This window comes from Mesorhizobium sp. M7A.F.Ca.CA.004.12.1.1, assembly GCF_003997835.1.
Lineage (GTDB): Bacteria > Pseudomonadota > Alphaproteobacteria > Rhizobiales > Rhizobiaceae > Mesorhizobium.
On sequence record NZ_RZRK01001387.1, the window covers coordinates 1 to 734 of the forward strand.

At 66.5% G+C, this 734-nt stretch carries 1 protein-coding gene and 1 pseudogene; one reads left to right on the forward strand and one right to left on the reverse strand.

The features are described from left to right. Positions 1 to 248: pseudogene (locus EN984_RS36575) on the forward strand (MFS transporter); the annotation flags it as partial. 24 nt (positions 249 to 272) lie between these two features. Here the strand turns inward: EN984_RS36575 and EN984_RS36580 are convergent. Continuing rightward, entirely contained in the window at positions 273 to 635 is a 363-nt protein-coding gene (locus EN984_RS36580) for a MarR family winged helix-turn-helix transcriptional regulator (protein ID WP_245480211.1), read from the reverse strand. Between the last annotated feature and the right edge of the window lie 99 nt (positions 636 to 734).

Below are 734 nucleotides of genomic sequence, written 5' to 3' on the forward strand. Positions count from 1 at the left end.
CCTTCCCGCCGGCGCAGGCCCGCCGCATCATCAAGCTGGCGCCCGACGCCGCACCGATCGTGCTGTCGCTCAATGCTTCGGCGCTCTATCTCGGCGTCGCACTCGGCGCGGTGGTCGGCGGTGCCGTGCTGCGCTACGGCGCGCCGGCCGATCTCGGCCTGGTCGCCGCGATCTTCCCGATCATCGGGCTTGGCATCGTGGTCGCCGGCCGCCGGGCGGCTCGGCCTGTAGAGATGCCTGCCGAGTAATCTCTTTGAAAGCCGTCGGCCGGCTCAGCTGGCCGGCGGCAGATCGAAATCGAGCGCGGCGATGTCATCCAGCGCCGCGCGCAGCTTTTCAGCCTTGTCCCTGCCGACGACATCCTCGAAACGCTGCTGGGCGATCTGCCACAGTTTCATCGCCGCCTCGAGCTTGGCCAGCCCCTGCGGCGTCAGCCGCACACGCTTGACGCGGCGGTCGTCCGGGTCGGCGAAGGTCTCGACATAGCCGTCGCGGATCAGTGGTTTCAGCGTATGGCCGAGCGCCGACAGGTCCATGATCAGCGACGCGGCGATGGCCCCCATCGCCGGCTCGTCGCCGATATGGATTTGGTAGAGCAGTCCCTGCTGTGTCGCCTTGAGGCCTGACGGATCCACCACATCATCATAAAACTTGCCGAGTTTGCGCGCCGCGCGGCGCGCAAACTCGGCAAGTTTTATGATGATGTGGTGGATCCGTCAGGCCTCAAGGCGACA